This is a genomic window from Rhodococcus sp. BP-261, assembly GCF_019835205.1.
Lineage (GTDB): Bacteria > Actinomycetota > Actinomycetes > Mycobacteriales > Mycobacteriaceae > Rhodococcoides > Rhodococcoides kyotonensis_B.
The window spans coordinates 1-23,605 of sequence record NZ_JABUCO010000008.1; the positions used below are offsets into that span (position 1 = coordinate 1).

Annotated in this window: 29 protein-coding genes; 8 read left to right on the forward strand and 21 right to left on the reverse strand. The window is 63.4% G+C overall.

The window, feature by feature from the left end; translation table 11 throughout:
- Nucleotides 1–136 precede the first annotated feature (136 nt).
- Nucleotides 137–1,132, forward strand: a complete 996-nt coding sequence (locus HQ354_RS11505) for an acyltransferase family protein (RefSeq protein WP_261768691.1) — start codon at nucleotides 137–139, stop codon at nucleotides 1,130–1,132.
- 731 nt (nucleotides 1,133–1,863) lie between these two features.
- On the opposite strand, the gene HQ354_RS11510 is transcribed toward HQ354_RS11505, so the two are convergent.
- From HQ354_RS11510 to HQ354_RS11555, 10 genes are all read right to left on the reverse strand, one after another.
- Nucleotides 1,864–2,916, reverse strand: a complete 1,053-nt coding sequence (locus HQ354_RS11510; RefSeq protein ID WP_222634691.1) for an SDR family oxidoreductase — start codon at nucleotides 2,914–2,916, stop codon at nucleotides 1,864–1,866.
- 308 nt (nucleotides 2,917–3,224) lie between these two features.
- Entirely contained in the window at nucleotides 3,225–3,509 is a 285-nt protein-coding gene (locus tag HQ354_RS11515; RefSeq protein WP_222634692.1) for a hypothetical protein, read from the reverse strand.
- Nucleotides 3,510–3,739: 230 nt separating this feature from the next.
- A complete protein-coding gene (locus tag HQ354_RS11520; protein WP_308115190.1) occupies nucleotides 3,740–4,462 on the reverse strand; it encodes a GAF domain-containing protein in 723 nt (240 codons plus the stop codon).
- Complete coding sequence (locus HQ354_RS11525; RefSeq protein WP_222634693.1) at nucleotides 4,452–5,024, reverse strand: hypothetical protein; 573 nt, start codon at nucleotides 5,022–5,024, stop codon at nucleotides 4,452–4,454. The genes HQ354_RS11520 and HQ354_RS11525 overlap by 11 nt, the downstream gene beginning before the upstream one ends.
- Complete coding sequence (locus HQ354_RS11530) at nucleotides 5,021–5,614, reverse strand: DUF6286 domain-containing protein (protein ID WP_222634694.1); 594 nt, start codon at nucleotides 5,612–5,614, stop codon at nucleotides 5,021–5,023. The genes HQ354_RS11525 and HQ354_RS11530 overlap by 4 nt, the downstream gene beginning before the upstream one ends.
- Nucleotides 5,611–6,066: an Asp23/Gls24 family envelope stress response protein gene (locus tag HQ354_RS11535; protein WP_222634695.1), complete on the reverse strand. Its 456-nt coding sequence runs from the start codon at nucleotides 6,064–6,066 to the stop codon at nucleotides 5,611–5,613. Before HQ354_RS11535 ends, HQ354_RS11530 begins: the two co-directional genes overlap by 4 nt.
- A complete protein-coding gene (locus HQ354_RS11540; protein WP_068425778.1) occupies nucleotides 6,059–6,238 on the reverse strand; it encodes a DUF2273 domain-containing protein in 180 nt (59 codons plus the stop codon). Before HQ354_RS11540 ends, HQ354_RS11535 begins: the two co-directional genes overlap by 8 nt.
- 46 nt (nucleotides 6,239–6,284) lie before the next feature.
- The gene (locus HQ354_RS11545) at nucleotides 6,285–6,578 is read right to left on the reverse strand and encodes a hypothetical protein (protein ID WP_222634696.1); all 294 of its coding nucleotides are present in this window, start codon (nucleotides 6,576–6,578) and stop codon (nucleotides 6,285–6,287) included.
- Nucleotides 6,575–6,907 (reverse strand): Asp23/Gls24 family envelope stress response protein, encoded by a 333-nt coding sequence (locus HQ354_RS11550; RefSeq protein ID WP_261768692.1) that lies wholly within the window; start codon nucleotides 6,905–6,907, stop codon nucleotides 6,575–6,577. The genes HQ354_RS11545 and HQ354_RS11550 overlap by 4 nt, the downstream gene beginning before the upstream one ends.
- Nucleotides 6,904–7,386 (reverse strand): Asp23/Gls24 family envelope stress response protein, encoded by a 483-nt coding sequence (locus HQ354_RS11555; protein ID WP_068426286.1) that lies wholly within the window; start codon nucleotides 7,384–7,386, stop codon nucleotides 6,904–6,906. Before HQ354_RS11555 ends, HQ354_RS11550 begins: the two co-directional genes overlap by 4 nt.
- Nucleotides 7,387–7,609: 223 nt before the next feature.
- Here HQ354_RS11555 and HQ354_RS11560 point away from each other — a divergent pair, with 223 nt between their 5' ends.
- The 3 genes from HQ354_RS11560 to HQ354_RS11570 all read left to right on the forward strand — a co-directional run bounded on the left by HQ354_RS11560 (nucleotide 7,610) and on the right by HQ354_RS11570 (nucleotide 10,364).
- Nucleotides 7,610–8,209, forward strand: coding sequence for an RNA polymerase sigma factor (locus HQ354_RS11560; protein ID WP_068425771.1), 600 nt, complete (start codon nucleotides 7,610–7,612; stop codon nucleotides 8,207–8,209).
- Nucleotides 8,200–8,664, forward strand: a complete 465-nt coding sequence (locus HQ354_RS11565) for a hypothetical protein (protein ID WP_240930872.1) — start codon at nucleotides 8,200–8,202, stop codon at nucleotides 8,662–8,664. The genes HQ354_RS11560 and HQ354_RS11565 overlap by 10 nt, the downstream gene beginning before the upstream one ends.
- A gap of 1,289 nt (nucleotides 8,665–9,953) precedes the next feature.
- Nucleotides 9,954–10,364 (forward strand): hypothetical protein, encoded by a 411-nt coding sequence (locus HQ354_RS11570; protein ID WP_157105296.1) that lies wholly within the window; start codon nucleotides 9,954–9,956, stop codon nucleotides 10,362–10,364.
- 3 nt (nucleotides 10,365–10,367) lie between these two features.
- Here the strand turns inward: HQ354_RS11570 and HQ354_RS11575 are convergent, their stop codons facing one another.
- On the reverse strand, nucleotides 10,368–12,524 hold the full coding sequence (locus tag HQ354_RS11575) for a hypothetical protein (protein WP_174551412.1): 2,157 nt from the start codon (nucleotides 12,522–12,524) through the stop codon (nucleotides 10,368–10,370).
- Nucleotides 12,525–12,634: 110 nt separating this feature from the next.
- Nucleotides 12,635–12,994, reverse strand: coding sequence for an Rv2640c family ArsR-like transcriptional regulator (locus HQ354_RS11580; RefSeq protein WP_068425752.1), 360 nt, complete (start codon nucleotides 12,992–12,994; stop codon nucleotides 12,635–12,637).
- A gap of 98 nt (nucleotides 12,995–13,092) precedes the next feature.
- On the opposite strand from HQ354_RS11580, the gene HQ354_RS11585 reads away from it, so the two are divergent.
- Nucleotides 13,093–13,551 (forward strand): ArsI/CadI family heavy metal resistance metalloenzyme, encoded by a 459-nt coding sequence (locus tag HQ354_RS11585; RefSeq protein WP_068425749.1) that lies wholly within the window; start codon nucleotides 13,093–13,095, stop codon nucleotides 13,549–13,551.
- Nucleotides 13,552–13,574: 23 nt separating this feature from the next.
- On the opposite strand, the gene HQ354_RS11590 is transcribed toward HQ354_RS11585, so the two are convergent.
- The 7 genes from HQ354_RS11590 to HQ354_RS25895 form a co-directional block, all read right to left on the reverse strand.
- Nucleotides 13,575–13,985: a low molecular weight phosphatase family protein gene (locus tag HQ354_RS11590; RefSeq protein ID WP_068425746.1), complete on the reverse strand. Its 411-nt coding sequence runs from the start codon at nucleotides 13,983–13,985 to the stop codon at nucleotides 13,575–13,577.
- Nucleotides 13,978–15,048 carry an ACR3 family arsenite efflux transporter gene (arsB, locus tag HQ354_RS11595; RefSeq protein WP_068425743.1) on the reverse strand — a complete coding sequence of 357 codons (1,071 nt, stop codon included), beginning with the start codon at nucleotides 15,046–15,048 and terminating at the stop codon, nucleotides 13,978–13,980. Before arsB ends, HQ354_RS11590 begins: the two co-directional genes overlap by 8 nt.
- Entirely contained in the window at nucleotides 15,045–15,395 is a 351-nt protein-coding gene (locus HQ354_RS11600; RefSeq protein WP_068425740.1) for a helix-turn-helix transcriptional regulator, read from the reverse strand. The genes arsB and HQ354_RS11600 overlap by 4 nt, the downstream gene beginning before the upstream one ends.
- 93 nt (nucleotides 15,396–15,488) lie before the next feature.
- A complete protein-coding gene (locus HQ354_RS11605; RefSeq protein WP_068426277.1) occupies nucleotides 15,489–16,283 on the reverse strand; it encodes a type II CAAX endopeptidase family protein in 795 nt (264 codons plus the stop codon).
- Nucleotides 16,284–16,376: 93 nt separating this feature from the next.
- Nucleotides 16,377–17,408, reverse strand: coding sequence for an ABC transporter substrate-binding protein (locus HQ354_RS11610; RefSeq protein WP_222634697.1), 1,032 nt, complete (start codon nucleotides 17,406–17,408; stop codon nucleotides 16,377–16,379).
- Between the two features lie 134 nt (nucleotides 17,409–17,542).
- Complete coding sequence (locus HQ354_RS11615; RefSeq protein WP_174551411.1) at nucleotides 17,543–17,698, reverse strand: hypothetical protein; 156 nt, start codon at nucleotides 17,696–17,698, stop codon at nucleotides 17,543–17,545.
- A 443-nt stretch (nucleotides 17,699–18,141) separates the two neighbouring features.
- Nucleotides 18,142–19,101: a helix-turn-helix transcriptional regulator gene (locus HQ354_RS25895; RefSeq protein WP_084423724.1), complete on the reverse strand. Its 960-nt coding sequence runs from the start codon at nucleotides 19,099–19,101 to the stop codon at nucleotides 18,142–18,144.
- A 495-nt stretch (nucleotides 19,102–19,596) separates the two neighbouring features.
- Here HQ354_RS25895 and HQ354_RS11625 point away from each other — a divergent pair, with 495 nt between their 5' ends.
- From HQ354_RS11625 to HQ354_RS11635, 3 genes are all read left to right on the forward strand, one after another.
- On the forward strand, nucleotides 19,597–19,977 hold the full coding sequence (locus tag HQ354_RS11625; protein WP_068425730.1) for an endonuclease domain-containing protein: 381 nt from the start codon (nucleotides 19,597–19,599) through the stop codon (nucleotides 19,975–19,977).
- Between the two features lie 330 nt (nucleotides 19,978–20,307).
- Nucleotides 20,308–21,609: a Na+/H+ antiporter NhaA gene (nhaA, locus tag HQ354_RS11630; RefSeq protein WP_222634698.1), complete on the forward strand. Its 1,302-nt coding sequence runs from the start codon at nucleotides 20,308–20,310 to the stop codon at nucleotides 21,607–21,609.
- 214 nt (nucleotides 21,610–21,823) lie between these two features.
- Nucleotides 21,824–22,618 (forward strand): DUF559 domain-containing protein, encoded by a 795-nt coding sequence (locus tag HQ354_RS11635; RefSeq protein WP_167675282.1) that lies wholly within the window; start codon nucleotides 21,824–21,826, stop codon nucleotides 22,616–22,618.
- Nucleotides 22,619–22,697: 79 nt separating this feature from the next.
- On the opposite strand, the gene HQ354_RS11640 is transcribed toward HQ354_RS11635, so the two are convergent.
- On the reverse strand, nucleotides 22,698–22,901 hold the full coding sequence (locus HQ354_RS11640) for a zinc-ribbon domain-containing protein (protein ID WP_167675280.1): 204 nt from the start codon (nucleotides 22,899–22,901) through the stop codon (nucleotides 22,698–22,700).
- Nucleotides 22,901–23,593, reverse strand: coding sequence for a GAF and ANTAR domain-containing protein (locus tag HQ354_RS11645; protein WP_167675278.1), 693 nt, complete (start codon nucleotides 23,591–23,593; stop codon nucleotides 22,901–22,903). Before HQ354_RS11645 ends, HQ354_RS11640 begins: the two co-directional genes overlap by 1 nt.
- Nucleotides 23,594–23,605 lie beyond the last annotated feature (12 nt).

The following is a 23,605-nucleotide window of genomic DNA, read 5'->3' on the forward strand; positions in this document are numbered from 1 at the left end:
TCTCCTTCGAGTAGCTGGTGCGTGGTCAGAGACCATCAGCTTCGTTGGAGACCCGCCCTCGTTGGCGGTGCCACACGGGTGATGAATTTCAGTGAGCGTCAGTGATGAATTTCGATGAGCGCCGTCAGGTCTACGGATGCCGATGTTCTTCCTGCTGTCCGGCTTGTTCGCCGCTAAGTGGTTGCGCGGATCATGGCGACAACTTGTTCAAGGAAAGTTGGCCTTTTTGGCTTGGGTGTACCTTGTGTGGACCATCTTGGAGCAGCCAACGAAAGCGCTTGCTGCGTCATATCTTCAGAACGATTTCTCGTTTCCTAGACAGGTGTTCGCACTGGCTCTGTCTCCCGTTCGCGTACCCGGAGTAATTTGGTTTCTTTGGGCCCTCGCCGTGATGTTTCTCTTTGCGAAGATGACGCGAAACGTTGACCGAAGAGCGCAGCTCGCGCTTGCCGCCATCGTCGCGCTCGCTGCTAGGTGCCTCCCGGCCTCTGCAGACGAATTTGTGGTGCAGGTTGCCGGCTTGGGCTGGCGGGGCGTTGCTTCGTACTACGCTTTCTTCGTCGCTGGAGCCTATTGGAGCGATGAGATTAAGTCTGTCGTCGCGGGCAGGGTAACTACGGTGACGGGAGGGTCCGCCGCTGCAACTTGGGTTGCAGTTGCGGCCACGGCGCAGATTAAAGGATGGTCGGAGGTAGGACACGTGTCATTCGCGTTGGCGGTGCTCGGGGCTTTTGCCGGTATTGGTGCTAGCGTTATGCTGTCTCGTGTGTCGGCGTTGGCTTCTGTCGGTCGAAAGACACTTCCAATATATCTAGTCCATTACCCACTGCTGATCGTTCTTGTTGTAGCTCTCGATATTGTTTTGGGCGCTGTCGCAGTCGGTTTCGCGATCGGCATGGCGTTGGCTTTGGTCGCCACTACCGTCGTGGCGTCGCTCCTTTTGTACCGAGCTTGGCTTGCTCGCTATTTGTTTGAGCCGCCAGCGTGGTGGGTCAGTTTCGCCACGCACGTGGCGCCGAAGCCGCATCGCGACTTTCTCAAAGATAGCGTCGCGCGCAGAAGCGATTGGTCGCCCGAGGCGGCTAATGTCCAACAATCTGACACCCGGGATGGCCCTGGCAGTAGTACGTAGGTTTGGTTGCGGTCATCCGATTGGATGACTTCCGGTCGTCGGCGAGTAGTCCAGGTTCTAGCGCAAGCGTATCCCGCTTGCGGAGCGGCTCGCGAACGATGCGAGCAGCCGACTTGCAGATCCTCCTGGTTTTTAACTGGCTTGGGCCTGTTGCGGGGGGGGGCTTGTTGTGGTCCTATTCTGACGATCCCGTAATGCGTGTCAGGACGAGTCGCTCGCGCTTATGGTGAAAAAGCGGAAGGTCGGTCGGAGGGTCCGCGGTGGGTGTCGCTACTGTTGGGGCACTAGGGTCACAAGGCTTAAGGCAGACCGTATCGAGCAGGACCGCAAGATCCCTACTCGGGTATGTCGGTGTCGAACTAGGTGCTTTCTCCGGCCCGTGAGTTTCCCTAGATCGGTTAGGGGTTCGCGGCGCTGCTGGGCATAGCCGTAATCGCGTTTGACGCGCCGAACAGGTACGCCAGCCTGCGGGGTCGTGATCGGCGCGTAGCAGCGAGGCAGGCCGCAGCCGAATCGGACGAGCGACCGGTTTTCGGATGTGAGCAAGCACAAACCCCGTTTATGCTGTTAAATCCTCCCATGAGTAACCGACTGCCGAACCGAACGCGTGGCACCGATCTACGCTTCCTCCTCCTTGCTGCCGTTGTGGGCCTCACCGCCGGAGCGCTCGTCGTCTTCCTGCTGTGACGGCGTGCTGATTCCCAGCGCCTCGGCGACGACGCAGGCCGCGTTCAGCGTCCCGTCGTCGTAAAGCTTGTTCTTGGATGGCGAAGAATGGAGACGGCGGCCGCGGCCACGCTTCCGGCCACGGTGGCCGTGGCGACCAGCGCAGCGGCGGGCAACGTCGACGCCGTGACGTACCAACTGCGTGCGCGGACGTACCCTTCGTGGGTTCCGCGCTCCTGCAAACCGAAACCGGCGTTGTACAAGGCGCTTTCGTCACGGGGCTTCGACGGCCGATCGGCGTGCTGAGACCAGTACTGATAATCACGCATGATTCTGTCCACCGCGCGCGGCGCGACGTTCGAGACCATGACGAGCAATTTGGCCTGCGCACCGACGTAGACGTCTCGTTTGGGATGTTCCGCCGCGAACAGAATGCCTTTCGCGACGGCTTCCGGTGGGTAGATCATCCCTCGATGTGCGGGCTGCGTGTCCTGGTAGCTGTGAGCGTGCTCGTTGTACGGGGTGTCGATGCGTCCGGGGTGAACGAGTGTGACGGACACCGGCGTCTTCTCGTGGGCGGCCTCGACGCGTAGTGCCTCGGTCAGGCCATGAACAGCGAATTTGGCGCTCCCGTACGTCGATTGGACGGGGGTTGCTCGATCGCCGAAGAAGCTACCGACATTGATCAACGCGCCAGGATCATCGGGCTTGCGGGTGGCGAAATGTGCCATGGCCGCGCGCGAGCCGTAGACCACACCCCAGAACACGGTGTCGAACACGCGCCTGTAGTCGGCTATCGACACGTCGACGATATTGCCGAAGACGGACACCCCGGCGTTGTTCACCCAGGTGTCGAACCGCCCGTACTCGGTGATGGCGACGTCGGCGATCTTCTGCACATCTTGTTCTTTGCCGACGTCGGCCACGACGTAGGTCGCCTGCCCGCCTCCGTCCTGTATCTCACGAACGAGATCGCGCAGTGCGTCCTCGTTGCGGGCAGCGAGCACGGTGGTGGCGCCGCGACGTGCGGCCGTGCGAGCGGTGACCAGCCCGATTCCGCTGGATGCGCCGGTGATGACGATGACCTGTTCGGCCAACGGACGTAGCCTCGAACCCATTGTTCGACCTCCGAATATGTAGTCTCTCGGTGCTACACGAGTGCGCAGAACACTCGGTGCGGTAGACAGACGCCCGCGTCAACGCGGCAGCGCGGTCTCGACTACGGCTTCCAGGCGATACGTCCGTGTACCCCTGGTGGTCGACAGGAAACGTCGCCTGAATTGTGTTCTCGGCGGACGGAACATCGATGCGCTGGCGCGTCTCCGGCAGGTAACCCCACTGCCAAGCCGCTGCCCCTGCGCCGACGGCGATCAAGGCCAGGCCCATGAGCGCCACTGCGATGCGGTGAACGCTATGGTTGCGCGGTTCATGAGCGGGTCCTTCCTGTGGAGGCCGAGACGGTGACCTTCGACGGCTTCGTCAACGAAGACAACGCGTCGTCGACGGCCGTTTTTGCTTGCTTTTGCATTGCGGCACAGTCGGTTCCGGGGTGCGCCGTCAGTGCAACCGAGACCGTGCGTCGCGTAGCCCGAACCCGGGTCGACGTCACCGCGGGCATATCGACGACGGCCGCAGCCAACAGGACCGCAACCGCAGCCGCGGCACCACTGCGGACAACTGTCGAGTAGTTGTGGTGTCGTCGTCCGGGCATCTTCAATCACCAATCCGAGTGAATGACATGCACTTTCGCGACGACTACGATCGCTGGACCGCGTACGGGCAGTCGAAGACGGCCAATGCGCTGTTCGCCGTGGAGCTGAACCGGCGGACTATGGGAAGTCACGGCCTCGTTCGTCGGGGTGGGTGAGTTCGGTCCAAGAAGGTGAGGTCGATAGCTAGCGGTGCGCGCCGCATCTCGACAAGCACAAGTCACCGATGTGCTTATTCGAAGATGCGTTCGCGCACTATCCACGCCAAGTCCTGCAGAAGCTGCACGTGACCGGTAGTCCACTGGCGGGGCTGTTGATCCCAGACGCAGAGTGTCCCGACGGCATGTCCGTCGTTGTCGGACAACGGGATTCCGAGGTAGGACACCATCAGCTCGCCTGTGACGGCTGCGTGGTCGTTGTAATTGGGGTCGAGTCGCGCGTCCTCGACGACCACCGTTTCCCCGGCGTTGACGACGTACTTGCACATCGACAGCTCCAGCGGGATGTCGCGCGCACCGTCGAGCTCGGACGGTAGCCCGATCGCGCTCTTGAAGAACTGGCGCTCGTCGGTCAACAGTGAGATCGCTGCGCCGGGCGCCGACAACGCATCCGACGCCATCGCGGCGAGCCGGTCGTATCGCTCCTCGACGTCCGTGTCGAGCAACCCCGTGGCCTCGACAGCGCGCAAGCGCTCGGGATCGTGGATGGCGGTACCGGCCAGAGACGGGTCGGAGGAACCGTCCTTACCGCTGTCGAAATTGGATTGCAGGTGGCGTAGCAGCTGCCCGACGTCCGATTCCTCGTCGGCTTTCAGCGCCTCGACCAGTCGAGTCACTACAGCACGCCGAATGAAGGTGTCCACCGTTTCGCCGGCTTTCTCGGCCTGCTCGGCGAGAAGCTGATTCAGGCGGGCGTCGAAGCCCGCAACGGGCACAGCGCGAGACTCAGTGGACACGGCGATCCCGTGCCGGTGGTGGGAGGCGCAACAGGATGCGGGTCGACGCGCGGGTGTCGTCGAGCGAGAGTGCGATGTCCCGAGTCGTGTCGGTCAGGACCGGGGCGGTCTGGGCGAGGGCCGACGGGGAGGGTTCGAGGGTGGCAGTCAGTTCGACGACGCGTTCTCCTCGATCGGAACGCGTTGTGCCGCGCGCACTTCGGACGTGATCGGACGCGGCCAAGGCGTCGGCTGCGCATCGCGCGATGGTGTCGACGTCGACCGACAACTGTCCGGCCTGATCACCCGTCGACGACACCGAAAGGCGACCGACACGTCGGCCGGGCCGATGCGCGAACAACCACCGAAGCCCGACGAGTACGAGGACGACGGCGCCGGCTCCGAGAGCCCATGGCCACCACGTCGCCTGAATCGTGTTCTCGGCGAACGGAACTTCGACGCGCTGGCGCGTCTCCGGCAGGTAACCCCACTGCCATGCCGCTGCTCCTACGCCGACGGCGATCAAGGCCAGGCCCACGAGCGCCACTGCGATGCGGTCGAACGCTATGGTTGCGCGGTTCATGAGCGGGTCCTTCCTGTGGAGGCCGAAACGGTGACCTTCGGTGGCTTCGTCAGCGAGGACAACGCGTCGTCGACGGCCGTCTTTGCTTGCTTCTGCAGTGCGGCACAGTCGGTTCCGGGATGTGCCGTCAGTGCCACCGAGACCTTGCGTCGCGTAGCCCGAACCCGGGTCGACGTCACCGCGGCCATATCGACGACGGCCGCGTGCGCGAGCGCCGGGAGGTCGCGACGACGAAGCCACACACCCGGGATCGAAGTCGCGACATACGGGCGTCGACGCGGCGCGACGGCTGCGACGAGGAGTACGACACCGAGCACGGCGACACCGATGCCGGCAGGCGCCATCCAATTCTGCGCGGTGAGGCCGTCGAGCCAGAGCAGACCGGCGTCGATCCACCTGTCGCCGGTCAGAGCGCCCGCGGCGATGAGGGCATCGCGGCCTGCGATCACCCCGGCCGCGACGACGGCCGCAGCCAACAGGACCGCGAACACAGCCGCGGCACCACTGCCGAGTGGCTTCTTCTCTGCGACAGCCGCATCCGAAACCGGCGGTTTTGCAGTGTCTTTCGAAATCGTGGTCGGAGCGGTCATTGCACTCTCCTGGTCTGCCACATCGAAGAATCGGACGCAGCCGCGACTGCTTCTGCGGTGACGACGAGGACGGTGACGTCGACCGTGTCGACCGTCAATGCGGTGTATCGGGCGAGGTCCGCGGCGACGCTGTCCTGGATCTGCGCAGCGGTTCGCGTCGTGGGTGCCGGCCACACGATGGCCACGTCCAGCGATGCTCGGATGTGGTCTCCGCGAATCGTGACCTCGACACGCGGCAGACCGCGGCCGGTCAGTTTCGACAAGCCTGTCGACTTCGCTACGACGTGCGGCACCGCGAGCGCCGCCTTGCGTGCGATGGTCTCGGCAACCGAATCCCGGATGGTCAGCGCACCACGATCATCCGGTTCCCGCAACGCCGTCGTCGGCGCATCGGTGACGGTCGCACCAGAAGGCGCGACGCCACCGTCCAGGGTGGTGGTCGTGTCAGCCACGGCCACGGCCCCGCAGGATCGACTGAAGGTCGACCTCGCCGTCGCGGTAGCTGCCGTAGAGGTAGCCACCCGCCCCGAGAAGCAGCGCGAGAAGGAATCCGGTGAAGCCGCCCGCGGCAGCCGCAATGGCGATCAACAAGCCTGCCAGAAGTCCGATCGTCGACGTTCTCATGTGGTCTCCACGTGTAAGGAATGAATGGTTATGTCCGACAGGGTGTTCAGCGCGGTGTCGGCTTGGACGAGCCGGTGAGTCGACGCCGGACCTTGCGGCGTACGGCGTCGATAGTGCGGCGCCACGCCCGACGCCGTAATGAGCGGCGAGACATGCCCTGCACCCCTGCTGCACCCGAGGTCGGGCGCACGGTCTGCCGGCGATCGAGCTCGGCGAGCATACGGATGTACGTGTCGGGGTCGCCGCCGCGATCAGGGTGGTGAGTGCGGGCGATCTCGCGGCGCGCTGCTTTCAGTGCAGCAGCACGCCGCTGTTCGGCCGACCTCTCCTGACCTGTCACGAACTCGCCACCTCGACGACGTCCTCGACGGTGATGTGCACGGGACCGTCGGCGACCGCGTGTACTGCGCGGCGCACGGCGTCGGCCGTCTCACGTAAAGGCGCACCGGCCAGCAGCGAGATGTGTATGTCGATCCCGTTGTGGTCCAACCGGATTCCGGCGACGCGGCGACCGGGCAGATAGGTCGCCACTTCTCCGAACATGCCGCCGTGCAGACCCGCGACGCCGTCGGTGGCCGTCACGGTACGGGCGACTGCCTCGGACAGGTCGACGTCGTCCCCGCCCACGTCGGGGCGGGAACGGCCGTTGTCGCTGTCACCCGATGTCATTGGACGCGAACAGTTGCCGCTTCGTCGGTGTCGTCGCTGCCGTCGTCGAGGAAGACGTCGTGAACGGTGATGTTGACCTCCGTGACCTCGAGGCCCGTCATCCGCTCGACCGCGGTGATGACGTTGCGACGGATTCCGGCGGCCAGGTCGGCGATGGAGACGCCGTACTCGGCGACGATGTCGATGTCGACGGCTGCCTGCCGCTCACCGACCTCGACCGACACGCCCTGGGACTGGTTGACGCGTGCACCCGGGATGCGCTCGCGCAGCGCACCGATGGCCCGGACAGCTCCGCCGCCCACATCGTGCACACCCTGGACCTCGCGGGTGGCGATGCCGGCGATCTTGGAGACGACCGTGTCCGCGATGGTGGTGCGGCCGTCCGAGCTGACCAATGCCGAATCGGAGACCGGCTTGGGGCTCGTCTTCGTGGTGGTTGCGGGGGCCGTGCCGGTGGGTGCTGCTTGCGTGGTGGTCATCGTCCATATCCCTTCGTTCGATTGTGTGTTCTTCGGTGATTGGTCGTGGCGACTCGTGGAAAGCGCACGTCCGATATACGTGTTCTGGATCACACTGGTGAAGGCCGAAAACCCGGGATGTTTGGACGGAACAACCCAGAGGTACAACAGAGCACTGTGAAACGGGGTCGGCATCCGCCGATTCCGTGGGACGCGTCGGGCGGTCCTCGAAAGGAACGTGGGGATGCTCGACGATGGACACGACATCGATGCAGGTGACACTGCGTGGCGACGACGCGGCGGCGATGCGTCGGATCAGTCGCTGATCGCAGCGGCTGTCCTGGGGGATCGGCAAGCGTTCGAGGCCATCGTGATGCGTTACGGCCCCGACATGTATCGCTTCACCCGCAACCTCCTCAGCGACTCCGGGGCCGCCGAAGAGGTCGTCCAAGACGCGTTCGTCGCAGCCTGGAAAGGGCTCGAGAACTTTCGGGGCGCGTCGAGCCTGCGGACATGGCTGTTCAGCCTGGTCTCGCACAAGGTCGTCGACCACCGTCGTCGACGCGCCATCTCCCCGGCCGAGGACTGGGTGTTCGAACGGGCCGACCACGACCCCTCCGGCGACCCCGAACGGCAGGCGGCGAGTTCCGGGTTCATGGCGGCCTTGGACGCGGCGCTGTCCGAATTGCCCTACCGTCAGAGATCAGCATGGCTCCTTCGGGAAGTCGAAGGCATGACCCACGTGGAAATCGGGCAGATCATGTCCATGTCGCCCGGCGCGGTGCGCGGACAACTGCAACGAGCCCGAACCACACTGAGCGCAAGGATGTCGACATGGAGATGACCCCCGACGAACCCGACGACGCTCTCCTCGCCCGAGCAGCGCAGGAGCTTTCGGCTCACGATCGCGAACCGCGTTGGGTCGACATCAGCAGCTCGGTGCTCGCAAAGGTGCGGGCAACCACGCGTCGCACCTGGCCGGTCGACGCCACCTACCCGGCTGAGTCCGTCGAGCAGGGGCACGACACCCTTCGCATCAGTGACCACATCGTGCGCTTGACCGTGCGACGCGCTCTGCTCGGCGTGCACGGCGCCGACCCCATCGCCGTCGACCTCGAGCTCGACGGGCACACATGTATCGGGGCCGCCATCACCGTGACGGGTGCGTACGGCACCGACTTGCATGCGGTCGGGCTCGACCTCGGCAACCTCGCGCGCACGACGCTGACCGACCTGCTCGGCCACCACATCGACGACACGGCCGTCACCGTGCACTTCGAAGACGTCACGGAGGGGTAAGGCCGGAGGGGTGGTGCGCTACTGACGTGGGCGCTGAGCTGGGCCCACAATCGAGACCTGTGCCGACGCGGCCTGTCGGTGCCGAAGCGCATACTTTGTCTACACCCCGATGCTGCACGTGTCAGACTGGTCCAATCGACACAGTCGCTGTCAGCTGAACGAGTAGAAAGGACTAACCGATGACTACAGTAACGAGTTACACCCCGGCTGAGTTGGTAGCGCGCCGAGAGTTGATTCTCGCCAAGCACGGTATGTCTCTTTCCGAGTTCGCGGACAAAGCCAGTCAGTACGCTCTTGTAGGTGACGAATGGCAAGCATGGGAAGACCTTGAATCAATCGAGTTCCTCCTTACCGACTGCTAGCGCCCCTGTTCACTCGGAGACAGCGGTCGAAGAATTTCACGACAGGGCGAATAGTTTCGCCAGTGAAACCGCTGAGCTGATTCACGCCTCGTTCCCGTCGACCGATTGGGAAGTGACGGTGAGCGCTAGATCGGACAAGCCTCGAAGCGTCATCCAGGCGACGGTTCCCCTTACGCAGGCGCCGCCTCGAGGTGGTTCTTCCCCTAACCCGCTCGCGTTCCTAGGGGTAACCATCAAGTGCTGTCTCGACTCGCAGGACCGATATTTGGCGGTAGAGAATTCGACCTACAGGTTGGTGGCTGCGATCGACAAGACGCCGATGGTCAGACTGGAGTACGAGCGCAACGCGCGCCGAAAACCCACTGCTCACCTACATGTACATGCACACCGGGGTGCGTTCTCCCATATTCTGTCGCGTTTGAAGCATAAGACGCCACACAGTCTCGAGTCCTTGCATCTCCCGCTCGGGGGTGACCGGTTTCGTCCTTGCTTGGAAGACTTCGTCCAATTCCTCATCGAGGACTGCCAATTCGATAGCAAGGCAACATGGCTCGACGCAGTCCACGAGGGTCGTGAGAGGTGGCGTCGTATTCAAACTCGCGCAGTCGTTCGTGATGCCCCGTCCGAGGCGGTCGGGGCTCTTCGTCGAATGGGCTATCAAATCACCCTCCCCGATACTGCAGTTGCCGACCGAATTTCGAAGCTTCAGAGCTGGTGATTTGCAGACATGCTGATTCGGCATCGAAAAGTGCTTCTGCCGCGGGAGCCGGAACTCCCGTGGCTCTGGTGATCGTTCGCGAGGCTGAAACGCTACGCGAGTCATCACTCATCGCGTAGGAAATGATGCCAACTGGAAGACACACCGGGCGCGGCTCATCGAGTTGATAGCCTGCAATTATGGCGCGTCGCAGGGGTTTCAGTGGGTTGGTGGGCCCTATCGTCCTGTTGTATCTGGGTTTCATTGCGGGCATCGGAACCATCGTGTCGATGGTGCGTGGGCTGTTCGACCCGCTTGTCGGCTGGGATTTCACGCTTAAAGAAGTGGTCTTCTTCTCGTTCATGGGCATTGCGGGAACCGCTGCGTTTGTCGATGCAGTGAGGACACTAGCCGATTCACCCCGTTTCCCCGGCAGAGGTGCCGCACCCGATTCGTCGATCGGCACAAAGATCGACGCCTTCGGCATCACCCTGATCGCGGCCGCCGTCGTGGTAGTGACCATGGTGACGGGCTGGGCGGCGGCAAGTTTCGTTCTGCCCATCCTTGCAGGATGGGCGTGCGCCAACTCAATCCGGTTGTACCGCTCGTTCACCACGGCCCGGGCGGCGGGCGCGAGCTGACGCTCAGGGTTCCCCTGGTCCGACGATGCGCAGTCCTGTATTCGGAACTTCGATGACGAGGAACTCGTCGTGTATGTCGGTGACGATGGCGACGTAGAACGCGTGTTCACCGTCGATTCGAACGTGGCAGCCGATACGGTAGCCCGGCAGCCGCGGGATGCGTTGCGGCAGAGGATTACCCCCACTGAGCTCGGCACCATCGTGCAGCCGAGCGGCCTCGGCCAGAACTGCGCGCTTGACCACCTCGGGGTCGACGAGATCGTCGTCATCGGTTAGATGCGACTCCGATACGGGCTCCGTGTTCACGAACGGGACCTCGAACCTCGGTGTCCGCGGCACACCGTCTTCCTCGGGTGGCGGGGTGTACGGCTGGTATTCGATTCTGTAGGCGGCAATGGGTCGGTGCGAGTCGCGGTCGAGCACGAAATGCCAGGACGCACTGTGGGCAGGAGCGTACCCCCGCAACGCTGGCCCACCCGATTCCGTTGCCCGCAGATACTCGTCGAAACCGAGAAGGCCGCGCTGATTTCCCGGGTGTGCATCGCGAACCTGCGCGTGCACCTCCGACAATTCGACGTCGAACAGCTGCACCGGGTAGCGATACTTCCGTCCGTCGAGCACGGCGTGGAGTTCCTTCAACGCTTCCGAGTGAAGGTCGCCTGCAATCCAGTCGGCGATCTCGCGCGTCGTCACCTCTTCGACGGGACGCGGCGGTTCGGGAAATCCGCGGAAGACACCGTCGTCGTCGACGCTGTCCGCGAAACTTTCGAAGTCCATGTTCGCGATGGACAGATTGTTCTCCACGCCCGACATCTGCGACGGGATGACGCGAAAGGTTCTGCCGCGCGGGCGATCCGGATCGCCCGGGCCGGTGTCGACGACAACGATCGGCATCTCGGGGTTGCCGACCGTCTCGGAATCGACGAGGAACGCGTAGTAGGGCGGTGGTTCACCGATCGCGCCGAGAAGGTCATCGACGGTCATTCCGTCGTACTCCGGATTGTCGATGCAAGTGAGGTACGCGGAGAACTCGACGTCGTTGCCTTGTGGAACAGGGGCCATCGCTGCGGTCGCGATGGCGCGCCAGGCGTCGTCGTCGCTGAAATCCGTTCGGATGAACAGTGATTCGCCTTTGAGGTGGTTGGTAAGGATCCTGCCGGTTCCGAGCGTCGCAAGCACCTCTGCTTCGTGCCGGTCGTGCTCCTCTGCTTCGAGCTCGGCCACGATCTCGGCTGGGTCGCGGTCGGGTGGATCGACGTGAACGATCGAGTCGACGATGCGGAGGCAGTCGTCGTGGTCGATCTCGTTGTAACTACGTATCTCGTAGGTCCAGTCGCCGATGGACTGGCGGTACCGTTCTGGCGTCGAATCACTCGGCCACTCCAGTGCCGGTTCGCCGATGGCGGTCACCCACCGCCGGAGAGTGAATTGCGGCGCGTTGCCACCGATGGACAGGGTCAGCTCGCCGGTGCGGTGATTACCGGACAGGGACTGGACGTGCGTGGTCAGAGGGAGCCACGACGGGATTGCTTGGGGAATGCTCGCAAGCTCGCGCTGACGTTTTTCGTGCTCACGTTGGTGTTTTGCGATCTCGTCTTCGGCTGGGCGCGATGGTCCCGTCCACCGGAACAGGTTGTCGTCGAAAGTCTCGTCCAATGTGGGATCGGAGAGCTCCATCCACTCCTCGCCACGCTGCCACCGAAGGGCGACTCCGAGTTCGGCGTCGAACACGTAGGTGACGGCCTCGTTCATGTGGTGGTCGCGCGCGGTCACTTCCCATCCGGGCCGACCGCGAACGCTGCTTTCTCGGGGAGCGCTCGGGTCGACGAAACGCTGGTCGTCGAACCCGTGGGTCGTTCTCGGCGGGAATGTGTCGTAAGCGCGCAGCAACAAGGACGGCGATCCGATGCCCATGATCGCGTACATGGTGTTCGGTGACTTGACTGCGTGCACCATCGTCCCGTCGGCGTCGCGGGACCATCGGTCGGTGGGGGTTTCGATAAATACGGGCTCGTTCTGCTGGGTTTCGTAGCGCCACGTGTCGTCGGGTACATGACGCACCAGCTGCCACGATCCGTCGGGGCGGTGGACCGTCCCGCTGATGGATCGGCCCATGGTTCCGTAGTTCGCGCCTCGTACCTGTACCCACGTTGGAGTCATGGTCTAGAAACTACCCGACCGATCGGTCTCGTAGATCTTGCCGAACACGCGAACGGTCGCCGCTACCAAGTCCGATTTTCGGTGCCGAGCATTTCATGCGGTGCCTCGGGTCAGCGGCAGCAGTTCGGATCGAGCACGACTCTCAGGGCATCGAGTGCGTCCGGCTTCGCCGAGTAGTAGACGTTCATGCCACGACGGGTCGACGTGACCAGGCCGGCCTTCTTGAGCTGCCCCAGGTGATGGCTCACCGTCGACTCCGTCAGCTCGACCGCAGGGGCGAGATCGCACGTGCACACCTCGCCGGCGTCGGCGCTGAGGAGGACCGACATCAACCGCACCCGGGCGGGATCGGCGAGCGCCTTCAGTCGCAACGCGACCTCCAGGGCCGCGTCGTTGTCCATGGGGGCTGCCGCCAGAGGTGCGCAGCAGATCGGAGCTGTCGTGTCGATCAGCGGCAACGTCTTCGGCATGACATTCACCGTACAACCTTCTTGACATATGTCGCAAAGGTGGCGCAGTCTGGGTTCGCTAGTAATTCGATATATGTCTCACAGGTGGAGGTCTGGTCATGTCTCGCGCACAACTCGCACTGAACGTCGACAAGCTCGACGAATCGATCACGTTCTACTCCAAGCTGTTCGGAGTCGAGCCCGCGAAGGTCAAGCCCGGCTACGCGAACTTCGCCATCGCCGAACCGCCGCTGAAACTCGTGCTGATCGAGAATCCAGGCCAGGGCGGCACGGTCAATCACCTCGGCGTGGAGGTCGACTCGTCCGCGCAGGTGCACTCCGAGATCACGCGCCTCACCGGTGAGGGTCTGTTCACCGACGAGGAGATCGGTACGACGTGTTGCTTCGCCACCCAGGACAAGGTGTGGGTCACCGGGCCGGCCGGCGAGAAGTGGGAGGTCTACACCGTGCTAGCCGACTCCGACACTTTCGGGACGAGCCCGAAGCTGTTGCAGGACAACGACAGTGCTGCCGTGTGTTGCGGTGGCGGCGGGGGCGCGTCGGCTGCCTGCTGCTGAGTCGCGCTTCGTCGCGCTCTCGCCTACCGCTCGATGCGGTCGACGAGAGCGCGGATGCGCGTGGCGATGTCGTCGCGAATCAGCCGCATCCGATCGAGCCCGTCGATGCCCCGCTCCGACGGTTCATCGGTGGCCCACCGTTCGACCGTCACCCCCGGTGGTGGCGTGACCTCGGCTGGACCGACCACGACGACCATGTCGACGGCCTGCATCAACTCGTCGGTGAGTTGACGTGGTCGGTGATCGGCGACGTCGGCTCCCACTTCGTCGAGCGCTGTCGCGGACAGTTCGTTGACCGTTCCGCCGATCTTCGCTGCGGTGCCGGCCGACGACGCGGCGATCGACGTGGTCATCGTCGGGACGAGGCGCTCGGCCATCACGGACTTGCCGCGGTTGCTGACGCAGACGAACAAGACTCTCACCGGATCAGACATTGCGTGCGCCGTCTCCGAAACGTGCACGGAGAGATAGGGATACGTACACCAGACCTACGAGCACCGGAACTTCGATGAGAGGGCCGATCACCCCGGCAAGGGCCTGCCCGGACGTCGCCCCGTAGGTTGCGATCGCCACCGCGATGGCGAGTTCGAAATTGTTGCCTGCCGCCGTGAAAGCCAGTGTGGCAGTGCGGTGATAACCCAGGCCGAGCGCGGCACCGAGGGCGAAACCGCCACCCCACATGACCGCGAAATAGATCAGCAGCGGTACGGCGATGCGCACCACGTCCCACGGCTTCGACGTGATCTGGTCGCCCTGCAGCGCGAACAGAACGACGATGGTGAACAACAGTCCGTACAGAGCCCACGGCGCGATGACCGGTACGAACCGGTCCTCGTACCACGCTCGGCCCCTTGCCTTTTCGCCAAGACGTCGGGTGAGGAATCCTGCTACGAGCGGAATGCCGAGAAAAATCAGCACCGACTTCGCGATCTGCCACGCAGAGGTGTCGATCGTCTGTTGTTCGAGGCCGAGCCATCCCGGGAGTACCGAGAGGTAGAACCATCCCAGCACGGCGAACATGAGCACCTGGAAGATCGAATTCAGGGCGACGAGAACGGCAGCCGCCTCACGATCACCGCAGGCGAGGTCGTTCCAGATGACGACCATCGCGATGCAGCGCGCGAGTCCGACGATGATCAGACCCGTCCGGTACTCGGGAAGATCCGGCAGCAGCAGCCACGCGAGTGCGAACATCAACGCCGGGCCGAGCAGCCAGTTGAGAACGAGCGACGAGATCAGGAGTGCGCGATCACCGGTCACCGCAGCGACGCGGTCGTAGCGCACCTTCGCGAGCACCGGATACATCATGACCAGCAGGCCGAGGGCGATCGGGAGCGAAATGCCGTCGACGGATATCGCGGATAGCGCGGAATTCATCCCGGGTATCGCGCGTCCGAGGATCAGGCCTGCGACCATCGCGACACCGATCCACACGGGTAGGAAGCGATCGAGCGTCGACAGCTTTCCGACGACGGTAGGCGGGGCTTCGGCGCTCATGCTGCGATCTCCGTACCCGCGAGCTCCGTCAGCAGCGACGTCAGTTGCGTGAGCGCCGACGGCACGATTCGATAGTAGACCCACGTGCCGCGACGCTCGGAGGTGACGAAACCGTTGTCGCGCAACACCTTCAGATGATGCGAGATCGTCGGTTGCGACACGTCGAAGGAGGGGGAGATGTCACAGACGCACGCCTCGCCACCCGCCTGGGCTGCGATGACACTCAGCAGTCGAAGCCGGACCGGATCACCGAGGACCTTGAACGCACTCGCCAACGTCGACGCCTCGTCCCGTCCGAGGGGATCACGGACAGGCTCGGTGGGGCAGCAGGGTTCTTGATTCGACACGTATCTATATTGACGCACATCGAATCAGTCAGCAAACCGGCGCGGGTGTCCCAGTCCTGCATTTCGGATCAGGAATCCCTGATGGATGGTGCGCTAGTGGGACACCACGCCCGGCGCCGCAGGTTCTATGTGATGGCGTCGGATGACCAAGATGATCGCGAGCACGACCATGGTGAGTATCGCCAACACAGCGATCGGATGACTCTCACCCGGCGTCGTCTGACCCGAGATGAGCGAAAAGTCCCACAGCCCATGCAGAATGACCGGCACGAGCAGGCCGTGGGTGCGTCGGCGAACGATGTAGAAGAAGTAGCCCGCAATGATCGTGGCGACGACCTGGATGAACGCCTTCGAACCTTCCGAGATGATGTTGCTGGCGTGAGCGACACCGAAGATGACCGTGCTCCACAGCGCCACTCTGCCTTCGCTGAAGTTGTTGGTGCGGAAGCACGTGACGGCGATGCCACGAAACATGGTCTCCTCGCCGAGGCCGACCAGAAGACACGTGAGCAGCAGTAGTGCCGTGAACGCGACACCGTGCGCGGCGAGGCCGGAGTAGTCGGTGACGACCAGAATCGAGACAAGCATCAGTATCGGCACGACGATAAGCCAGCGTTGGACCGGTCGGTCGTCGACCCACACCGGCCGCCACCACCGAAGATATGCGACGACGGCATAGACCAGAACCACCGACAGGGCGATGGAAAATGTCATCCCACGCCACAATTCGTCGATCGTGGTGGGCGCGGCGTATTGCGCATCGAGGCCCCGCGACATCAACCAACCGATGCCTTGAATGACGGCCAGATACACGACGACGAGTGCAATGAGGGCGGCAACCGTGAGGTGTCTGGTCGGGCGTGCGTCGGCAGTGCGAGGAGCCGTCATGGGATGAAGGTACGGCATGGTGTGGCTCCGCACGCTACGTGCACGAAAATACGTAGCGGGCTACGTATTTCCGTGCACGTGCGCCGAAGGCGCCTACGCGACCGTAACGGCCTTCGCGAGGCCGTCGACGAGCGTCGGCAAGAAATACGGAATGGACAGGGCCGTCGGCGGGATGGCCGAGCCGACTTCCTCGCCGACGAAGCCGGCCACGGCACCCTTGGCGACGGCCGGGATCTGACGCGACGTCGTCGACGACAGGAACTCCTGCAGATCGGCGTCGGTGTCGACCTGAGTGAAGGCGACGTCGGCGTCGATCTTCGACAGGTTCTCCGCGGAAACGGTTGTGGAGAAGGGGGATTCGCCCGTCGCCAACTCGGTCACCGACGGCGCCGACGTGAAGCCGAGGTTGGTCAGCAACTCCACGCGCGGATCGGAGGGCAGGAGCAGGTAGTACACGTCCTCGGCTTCCGACACGTAAACAATTGTGCGGCCGCGGAATTCGGGGTGTTCGGCCCCGGCGTCGGACACCTGCTTGTCGAGATCGGCGACGACGTCACGCGCCTGGCCGACGCGTCCGAGAACGGTACCGGTGGTCGTGATGACGTCGCGCCACGGCGTCGACCAGAGTTCTTCGGGTGGTGCGATGACCGGGATGCCGGCTGCGGTGACCGCGTCGTACTCGGCTTGGGTGAGACCGGAGTGCGGCGCGAGAAGAACATCGGGATCGGTCGCGAGAAGCTGCTCGACGGGCAGTTCGTAGGTCGCGTTGTCCAAGAGGACGGGCGCCTCGCCGCCGAGTTCGTCGATCTTGTCCTTGACCCACGGGTAGGTGAGGTCGTCGCCGCCGCCGTAATCGGCCGTCGGCATCGCGATCGGAACCACGCCCAGCGCGAGAGCTGCGTCGGTGGTGCCGAAGCCCCACGTGGCGACCCGTTCGGGGACGGTCTCGATCGTCGTCTCGCCGTACATGTGCTGCACGGTCACCGGGAAGGAGGCGTCGGATGCGGCGGACGTCGGCGCGGCGGTGTCCTCGGGTTCGGACGAGCTGCAGCTTGCCAGGGTGACGGCTACCGCCGCAGCAGCGGTCAGTGCCGCGGCCGCGCGGAGGGTCGTTCGGAGAGTCAAGGGTGTTCCTGTCGAGTCGTGGATCGGACTCTCAGGTTAGCCTAGGCTTCCTTGCCAAGGGTTATCGGTGCCGCGCGCGGTGGTTTCAGGTTGTCGAGTAGCGCCTGTCGTAGTCGAGACTTGGTGTGACGCAATTACAATGCTTGAACCGGTGCCAGCGGAGCGTCCTCGTCGATGTCCAGGACAACCACCTGCCCATGGTGATTACGCCCCGATTCTGCGGTGACGAACGCGAAACAGCCGGTGTCGATGACTGCCGTCGTCGGCGACGTCCCTTGGATTCTGTTCACCGCGACACGGGGCTCGAAGCCTGCGCGGTGTTGACCGCGATGTCGACACCACCGAACGCGTCGGCATCGGCCTTCGTGCTGTCGCTGTTGTAGTGATCGCGACGTCTACGCCGAAGATATCTGGGTTTCCACAAGCATGCTTTGTGTCAGAAACACCGCGAGCCGCAGACCCCGGAGGGTCTGCGGCTCTGGTCGTCTGCAGTCCCGTTCACCGATCGCAGGGAATTCGATGGGCTACGGGGCTGCCGAGGGGTAGACGACCGTTCGGCGGTGCGCTGAGAGGGAAGTGAAGAAGGTCGAACGAAACACCGCCGGAGCCGGTGTGTTCGACCCGATATGAGCGTAACCGCGAGCAGGTCTCCACGGTGGTTACGAGGGGCAGCCATGCGCAGAGTGGACGAACGTGTCGTGTTTCGTTCGCAATCTGTACAAGGATCCGGTTGTCAGCGTCGCAGCGTCTGATGTGGGCTGACTCCGTAGTGCTGTCGGTAATAGCTGGCGAAACGGCCCAGGTGCCCGAAGCCCCACCCGGCGGCGATCTGGCCGACGGTGGTGCGCATGCGATCACTGGCGACGAGTTCGAGGTGGGCCTGGTGAAGGCGGACGCGTCGCAGGTATTCCGTCGGTGTGGTGTCGAGATGCTTGCGGAACATGTACTGCAGTGACCGAGGGCTGACGTAGATCGACTCGGCGATGTCACTCATGGCGATGCTGCGCTCGGCATTGTCGTCGATGAAGGCGATGGCTTTACGCAGTAGCGCGGGGGTGCTGTCGTGGCGATCCTCGATGGTCGGCTCGAGCAGTGCAGTGGTGGGAAAAGCTTGGAGCAGGGCCGACGCCAGATAGTTCGAGACGCTGTCGATGACCAACGGGCTGGATGACGCATACGGGCTGCGCATCACATCGCGCGTGATGTGGTCGACCACCGAGATCAAGTGTGCAGTGGCCTCGGGAGAGATCGGACTTGTTCCGGTCAGCGTTGCCGGAGATGGTTCACCGATCGCCGACGAGCCGCCTGCCGCGCGGTCGAACCGGGCACGGTCGATGGTGACGACGTCGTAGTGCGCGCTGTGAGCGTTGATCTGAAACGGCTTACCGATCTGTGATCCGACAACGGTGATCTCGTCGGCCCGTGCACCCTCCAGGTGTCCGCCCGGGTACTGCTGGGTGAGGATGCCCGAGTGCACGCGGCACAGCGCGATGTCCGGCAGCGGGTCGACATGCGCTTTCAACTCGTAGTTGAAGTCGATCTCGTCGTGTGTCAGGTTATCGAGCTGGGATCGTTCGACTTTGGTGTGCGTGGGCGTCCCGGGCGGAGCCGAGAAATGCATCTTGGAATATGCCGCGCTGAAGACTTCCTCGGCCTCTTCCAAGTCGTACGTGTCGATCGATACGGTGCTCACCGATGTTCCCCTTTCGCCCCGGCGAAACAGTGTTCATTCTGCGACTGCCGTCAGGCGCGTGCAAGGTATACGTGTGCACAGGTCCATATATGTACGCACACAGAGGGATTGGGGACGAAGGCCCAGTGCTGTCGAGGGTCGAAGGCAATGGGCACGGTGGCCAAGGTCTCGGCGGGCATAGGGTCGAGATGCCCCGCTGTGCAGGCAGTTCCGTCGAGTCCGGGTGTTGCAAGAGCGGACTTAGCGGTTTGTCGGTAGTGGTGTCCCAGTTGCGCGCCCGCCATCCGGGATCCCTGATCGACGGCGGGCAACTGGGACATCACTCCCACTCCCCATGATCGGCTCTATCCACAGACCACACCGAAACCCCAGGTCGGCGTGACGTCCACGGCGGTCGGTGCCCCGATGCTCCTCCAGTGCACGCATACGGAATCGTCACCCGACCAGAACTCCTGGCGTTGGCCGATACCCAGCAGTTCGATAGCCCGTCGCTACGTGCGAGTTCTACCCGAGGTCTACTGCACCGAAGAACCTTCGACGATCGCGCGTTGCTACGCGATCACGCTGTGGCAACCCCTCGGCCGAACGCTGATTGCCCTCGGCCTTCCGCTGCGCATCAACTACTGGGTGGGCTCGTACCTGTGCGATCTTGTCGACGAGTGGGCCATGGTGATCGTCGAGGTGGACGGGCGCCAATTCCGCAGCGCGCCCGACGTTTTCAGCCGGCATCGCCGTCGGCAGAACGAACTGGTGCTCTGCGGTTGGCTGGTGCTGCGGTACTCGGCATTCGATGTCCTGTCCGACCCCGAGAAAACCGCGCGCCAGATTGTGGAGGTAGTCCGGCGGAGACGAAACTCGCGACGGCGGCGGGAGTGATGTCCCACTTCTGCTTCTGCCGGCCGGGATCCCTGATGTGAACGCGGCAACTGGGACATCAGTGGGGTTCGCAGCCCCTGTGTAGGCGACTGTGGCGTCTGATTCGCGACGACATCGCAGAAAGAATTCGCGCCCTCGGCGACCGCGTCGGCCACTAGCTCGGAAGTTGCCGTATCCCCTCCCGCCTCGGTAGGTGCCGTCAGCGATGCGTAGACTGACATATCGGTGCGCCGGGAAGTCTGGTCGGCAACAATTTCGCGCTGCGCACTTTCGGTCTTCACGTTCGTGTGTGGCGTCAACCATCGATGCACGAAAGGCACGACGAGACTGATGACCGAACCCCGGATGCCATTGTTCTCCCGCGGCTCCTGGCCCGAAACCGACCGCATCGCACGGATTCTGCGCAAGGAAACCGTCGGCGGCGCACTGTTGTTGGTCGCGACGGTCGTCGCACTGGTCTGGGCCAACTCGGGCTGGTCCGATTCCTATCACTCGTTGATGAACACTCGCGTCGGGCCGTCGGCGCTGCATTTGGACCTGACGCTGTCGACGTGGGCGGCCGACGGGCTGCTGGCCATCTTCTTCTTCGTGGTCGGCCTCGAGTTGAAGCGAGAATTCGTCGCCGGGGACTTGCGCGACCGCTCCCGGGCCGCGCTGCCGATCGCTGCAGCCGTCGGCGGTATGGCCGTGCCGGCGCTGATCTTCGTGCTCGTCAATCTGCGGACCGGTGACGGCGCGCTCTTGGGTTGGGCGATACCGACGGCGACAGACATCGCATTCGCGGTCGCCGTGTTGGCTGTCATCAGCACGCACCTACCTGCGGCTCTGCGCACGTTTCTGTTGACGCTGGCGGTGGTCGATGACCTGCTGGCGGTCACGGTGATCGCGGTCTTCTATACCGACGACCTGAACTTCGTCGCTCTCGGGCTGACGCTGATTCCGTTGGCGCTCTTCGCACTTGCCGTGCAGAAGCGGATTCGGTCGTGGTGGATTCTCATCCCGCTCGCCGTGGTGACGTGGGTGTTGATGCACGAATCCGGCGTCCATGCCACCGTCGCCGGGGTGTTGTTGGGGTTCACGGTGCCGGTGGTTCGCAGTAGAGCAGCCGGTGGGCCCGAGGCGGGACCCGGCCTGGCGGAGCACTTCGAGCACAAGATCCGCCCGATCTCGGCGGGCGTCGCCGTACCGCTGTTCGCGTTCTGCGCAGCCGGAGTCACCGTCGGCGGTCTGACCGGGCTGGCGAGCGCACTGACCGATCCGATCGCGATCGGCATCATCGCCGGGCTGGTCGTGGGCAAGACGATCGGCATCTTCGGCACCACCTACCTGGTGTCGCGCTTCACCAAAGCGACCCTCGACGCGGGGCTCAAATGGCTCGACGTGCTGGGAGTCGCAATGCTGGCGGGCATCGGGTTCACCGTCTCACTACTGATCGGAGACCTCGCCTTCGGGGCTGGTAGCGAACGCGACGACCACGTCAAGGTCGGGGTTCTCGCAGGTTCCCTGATCGCGGCAACACTTGCGTCCGTCATCCTGCGCACCCGAAACAAGGCGTACCGCGACATCGAGACCCTGGAGACCCGGGACGACGACCACGACGGAATTCCGGACGTCTATCAGAACAGGGATTGAGGGGCCGGTGTCCCACTTGTGCCGGTATCGTCCGGGATCCCTGACGCGGCGGCCGCAAGTGGGACATCACGCCCGCTATCCACAGGATTCGTTTCTCCACAGCGCAATTTGAAATCCCAGGTCGACAACCGTGTTCGTGTGCGCGGCTACCCGATGCTCGTTCACTGTGCATCCATACGGAATAGTCACCAGGCGCCAACTTCTCGATCTGGGAATGTCGAGCAGCTCGATTGCGCGTCGCTACGTACGTGTTCTGCCGGAGATCTACTGCAGTGAGGAACCGTCGGCGATGGCCCGCTGCTACGCGATCACACTGTGGCAGCCAACCGCACTGCTCAGCCATCGGACTGCAGCGTGGCTCTACGGCTGGATCGAAGAACCGGCAGTCTTCGAGATAAGTCTGGGTCCTGGATTGAAACCCCGGCTCCCCAGCTGGATCACGATGTACCGGCGCACCCTTCCGGCCGGTGAACGCGTCGTACACGGGGGACTACCTGTGCCCATCGAACCGAGAACGTTGATCGACTGTGTCGCGGTCATGACGCTGCAGGATGCTGCCCGGCTGGTCGACCAGCGCTTGACGACCGACGTCGACAGAGACCAAGTGACGTCACTCATCGGACGCACCCCGAACCTGCGAGGAAACAAGCGCGCGTCAGGGCTGATCGCCACTGCGTCAATCGGTTTCGCTTCCGAACCCGAGCGTGTTCTCGGCAGGACGCTGATCGTTCTGGGTCTGCGGATGCGTGTCAACTACCGGGTGGGCGATTATGTATGCGATTTGGTGGACGAATGGGCGATGGTGATCGTCGAGGTGGACGGACGCGAGTTCCACAGCGCGCCAGAGGTGTTCAGCAAGGATCGGCGGCGACAGAACTATCTGGTGCTCGAGGGTTGGTTGGTGCTGCGGTACTCGGCGTTCGACGTGTTGTCCGACCCGGAGAAAGTTGCCCGTGAATTCGTGGAGGTCGTCCGTCGGAGAAGAAACTCTCGGAAGCGGCGGACGTAATGTCCCACTTGTCCCGCTGCCGTCCGGGATCCCTGATCGGAGGACCACAACTGGGACATGTCGTTCAGCCGCCGACCCGTCAGACCTCCACGGCCGTTCCGCAGATCCCGCACTGCTCGAACTGCGACCGACTCCACCGCGCGAGCGGGATGAAGAAGACCGTGAACTGTTTGAACTGCTTGATTCGGGACCACTGGGTCGTGTTGTGACACCGCGGGCACGTGCGCACCTGGCCGGGCCCGAGATGCTTCTGCTTGGCGCCGTAGCCGAAAAGGAAGAACATCACGCGCTCCGCGAGTCGTCGTCGAGTGAACTGCGGTTGTGCACGATGTCGTGAGCGAGAGACGAGATCGACTTCGATTCGGCGAACGCCCGTGCCCGCAGCCGCGCCGACGCTTCCTCCGGTGCCACGCGGAGCGTCGCCGACAGAATTCCTACGGCGATGTTGACGTCGGCTCGTTCCGGGGCGAACGGGCCCTGATGTTGCTCGATGGTCCCCTTCTCGAGAGTGCTTGCGTACGAGACCAGTTCGACGACCGCAGCCATTCCCAACGCTGCTGCCGCACGCTCGGCGGCCGCATACTGTTCCGCCGTCAACGGGCGTGATTCCCGACGGTACATCTCGAGCACACCGAGCTTCGCGCCACCGTCGAGAAGGGGAAAGGCGAAGACGGCGTTCACACCCAGTTCGCCGACGAGTTCCGACGCGAACGTAGGCCATGACGCCGCATCGTCCTGGATGTTCGCGTGCAGCTCGGGTTCGCCGCGAACGAACGCGCGCAAACACGGGCCTTCACCGGTGGTGAACTGCAGCTCGTCGATCCGAGCGGCGTCGTCGCTCGTGGCGTGGAGAAGGTCACGGTTGGCGGCGTCGTCGGTCAGAACTGCGACGGCCACACCGTCGACACCTACTTCTGTCAGGCAACGTTCGCTGATCTCCACGATCCGCGACTCGGCCACACTTGCGTCGGGCACCTTGTCTCCTTC

Excerpts from the sequence above, each read along its gene's own strand:
- HQ354_RS11505 (WP_261768691.1), top strand. The coding sequence starts at position 137 with ATGCCGATGTTCTTCCTGCTGTCCGGCTTGTTCGCCGCTAAGTGGTTG.
- HQ354_RS11510 (WP_222634691.1), bottom strand. The coding sequence starts at position 2,916 with ATGGGTTCGAGGCTACGTCCGTTGGCCGAACAGGTCATCGTCATCACC.
- HQ354_RS11515 (WP_222634692.1), bottom strand. The coding sequence starts at position 3,509 with ATGCCCGGACGACGACACCACAACTACTCGACAGTTGTCCGCAGTGGT.
- HQ354_RS11525 (WP_222634693.1), bottom strand. The coding sequence starts at position 5,024 with ATGAACCGCGCAACCATAGCGTTCGACCGCATCGCAGTGGCGCTCGTG.
- HQ354_RS11530 (WP_222634694.1), bottom strand. The coding sequence starts at position 5,614 with ATGACCGCTCCGACCACGATTTCGAAAGACACTGCAAAACCGCCGGTT.
- HQ354_RS11540 (WP_068425778.1), bottom strand. The coding sequence starts at position 6,238 with ATGAGAACGTCGACGATCGGACTTCTGGCAGGCTTGTTGATCGCCATT.
- HQ354_RS11550 (WP_261768692.1), bottom strand. The coding sequence starts at position 6,907 with ATGACATCGGGTGACAGCGACAACGGCCGTTCCCGCCCCGACGTGGGC.
- HQ354_RS11555 (WP_068426286.1), bottom strand. The coding sequence starts at position 7,386 with ATGACCACCACGCAAGCAGCACCCACCGGCACGGCCCCCGCAACCACC.
- HQ354_RS11560 (WP_068425771.1), top strand. The coding sequence starts at position 7,610 with ATGCTCGACGATGGACACGACATCGATGCAGGTGACACTGCGTGGCGA.
- HQ354_RS11565 (WP_240930872.1), top strand. The coding sequence starts at position 8,200 with ATGGAGATGACCCCCGACGAACCCGACGACGCTCTCCTCGCCCGAGCA.
- HQ354_RS11575 (WP_174551412.1), bottom strand. The coding sequence starts at position 12,524 with ATGACTCCAACGTGGGTACAGGTACGAGGCGCGAACTACGGAACCATG.
- HQ354_RS11580 (WP_068425752.1), bottom strand. The coding sequence starts at position 12,994 with ATGCCGAAGACGTTGCCGCTGATCGACACGACAGCTCCGATCTGCTGC.
- HQ354_RS11585 (WP_068425749.1), top strand. The coding sequence starts at position 13,093 with ATGTCTCGCGCACAACTCGCACTGAACGTCGACAAGCTCGACGAATCG.
- HQ354_RS11590 (WP_068425746.1), bottom strand. The coding sequence starts at position 13,985 with ATGTCTGATCCGGTGAGAGTCTTGTTCGTCTGCGTCAGCAACCGCGGC.
- arsB (WP_068425743.1), bottom strand. The coding sequence starts at position 15,048 with ATGAGCGCCGAAGCCCCGCCTACCGTCGTCGGAAAGCTGTCGACGCTC.
- HQ354_RS11605 (WP_068426277.1), bottom strand. The coding sequence starts at position 16,283 with ATGACGGCTCCTCGCACTGCCGACGCACGCCCGACCAGACACCTCACG.
- nhaA (WP_222634698.1), top strand. The coding sequence starts at position 20,308 with ATGACCGAACCCCGGATGCCATTGTTCTCCCGCGGCTCCTGGCCCGAA.
- HQ354_RS11635 (WP_167675282.1), top strand. The coding sequence starts at position 21,824 with ATGTCGAGCAGCTCGATTGCGCGTCGCTACGTACGTGTTCTGCCGGAG.
- HQ354_RS11640 (WP_167675280.1), bottom strand. The coding sequence starts at position 22,901 with ATGTTCTTCCTTTTCGGCTACGGCGCCAAGCAGAAGCATCTCGGGCCC.